This is a genomic window from Streptomyces sp. NPDC050448 (genome assembly GCF_040655295.1).
Taxonomy (GTDB): Bacteria; Actinomycetota; Actinomycetes; order Streptomycetales; family Streptomycetaceae; genus Streptomyces.
The window spans coordinates 1-2,129 of sequence record NZ_JBFAJR010000066.1; the positions used below are offsets into that span (position 1 = coordinate 1).

At 67.7% G+C, this 2,129-nt stretch carries 2 protein-coding genes; one reads left to right on the forward strand and one right to left on the reverse strand.

The window, feature by feature from the left end; translation table 11 throughout:
• Window positions 1-366 precede the first annotated feature (366 nt).
• Window positions 367-684 carry a hemopexin repeat-containing protein gene (locus AB0I68_RS37265; protein ID WP_363181867.1) on the forward strand — a complete coding sequence of 106 codons (318 nt, stop codon included), beginning with the start codon at window positions 367-369 and terminating at the stop codon, window positions 682-684.
• Window positions 685-1,274: 590 nt separating this feature from the next.
• Here AB0I68_RS37265 and AB0I68_RS37270 read toward each other — a convergent pair.
• On the reverse strand, window positions 1,275-1,835 hold the full coding sequence (locus AB0I68_RS37270; protein WP_363181868.1) for a transposase: 561 nt from the start codon (window positions 1,833-1,835) through the stop codon (window positions 1,275-1,277).
• Window positions 1,836-2,129 lie beyond the last annotated feature (294 nt).

Below are 2,129 nucleotides of genomic sequence, written 5' to 3' on the forward strand. Positions count from 1 at the left end.
TCATCGGACAGGCGGACTTCAACGGCACGAGGACCCGGCGACATAACAACAGGCTACAGACTTAACCCTGAGATTTCCGGCGCATCACACTAGTGAGTTGATGAGGTATCCCCTTATCTGGGGATACCTCATCAACCGCCAAGATCCTGGGCTGGCAGGTGTTGGAGGCACACAGGGTCTGGCGCTGCTCCACGGGCTGGGGCACAGGACGACCGGTAAACGGAGTCTGGTCTCAACCCTGGTGCACGAGTTCGGCCACGCCGCTCCAGCAGCGACGACCTCGTCCTTGGCCAGACGGGCCGGACGAGGCGGGCAACCTGGCGAACGACCGGCCGCGGATGCGATCCGCAACGCAGGCAACCACGAGTGCATTCACCGAGGAGGTGTCCGAGCAGATGGTTACAGCACCGGTGCTGGAACAACGGCAAGGCGTACTTCTTCGACGGCAGTACGTACTACCGCTATGACGTCGCCGCCGACAAGGTCGATCCGGGCTACCCCAAGCCGATCGCCGCCCACTGGCCCGGAGTGTTCCCGTCTCGGGTCGACGCCGCCGTGGTGTGGAACAACGGCAAGGCGTATTTCTTCCGCGGCTCCCAGTACGTGCGCTACGACATGGCCGGAGACAAGGTCGATCAGGGCTACCCGAAGCCGATCGCCGGCAACTGGCCGGGCCTCCCGTAGGCCTCTGTCCTTCGGCGAATGAAGGCCGCCACCAGAGTGATTAGCCCGCTGTAAGGCCCCAAGGCCGAGGCCACACGTCTCCGCGTGAGAGGTGCCCACCCCTCACGCGGAGAGGAACCCTTTGTGCCCGCACCTTCCGTGATCGACTATCACGCCACCGGATCACGGCCAGGACCTCGCGGTCACCCACCCGTCTCATGAGTGTCGGACGCCAGCTTCTACGTCGCGCCTAGCCACGTACCCCACGGATTGATTCGAGGCCCACATGGCCTCCGGAAAATCTCGAGAAGATCCGTGGGGTGTCCCAGAGTGGCGCACTTACAACAGGGACGGCCGGACGACCGGAAGGGAGAGGGATGGAGGGCGACGACGCGGGCGGGCAGTCCTCGGCCGCGCGTGCTCGGGACCGACTGCCTTCAGATCAGCCCGGGCTCCAGGATCTGGGTGCGCCCGTGTCCGAAGGCGGTCTATCCCAATTGAACGGTGGTGACCGCCGTGAGTCCGAGCGGCTGCAGGAGAGGATCGATGCCGACCAGAAGCTCTAGAGCCGGCGGGCATGCTGCCCGGCCCGGGTGTCGGCCGCGGTGTTCTCAGCGGCTTCCTCGACCGGTGCGGGATGGGTCTCGCTGACCGGGGGCAGTGTTGCGAGCAGGCAGCCGCGGGTGGGTGGAGGCGATGTCCTGGACGCGGCGGGAGAGTCCCTGCCAGAGGTGAAAGCGGTCACTGACCTGCACGGTGTCCGGGGCGCCGGTGGTGATTCCCTGCCGGTAGGTGAGGGATCCGTCGCGGCAGGCGACCTCGACACCGGGGTGCTCGCGGAGCCATTGGCCGAGCTGTTCGGCGTCGCGTCCTTCCCAGAGTGCGAGCGGGAGCCGACTGGTGGCGTCGACCAGCAGGGGGCCGTAAGTGTCGCCGTAGAGCGCGAAGTCGACCACCCCCAGCACTCGTGGAGCGACCACTGGCGGAAGCGGCATCCGCATCAGCTGGGACAGGACGGTGCACCGCGAGAGCGTGACGTTCAGGATCCGCAGCATCCGGGCACCGCCCCGGCCGGCCGGCACCATCCCTACGGCCTCCACCAAGCCGTGCAGGAGCGGGGTGCACCGCTGGTAGCGCACGGTCAAGCCCGGCACCTGCTCGGCGAAGGTCACCTTCGGACCGTGTCACCGAGATGATCTCCGGCTACGAAAATCTTGCCAGAGCCACGTTCGTGTGTACGCCGACATCTGGGCCCGGGCGCCGGCGATGTCCCGCGCTCGCCCCCGCTCCGGGGGGCCGCAAAACGCGCCACGGCGACGCCGGACCAGGACGCAGGTCGCCGCGCCTGCGGCAGGAATGGGCCCTCGCCCGGGAGCGGGTCGACCGGCGAGCGGTCCTCGGTGGCCGGCTGACCCCGGCGCTGTCCGCTGTCCCGTCGGTCCGGGGCGCGATCGTGTCGATCGCGC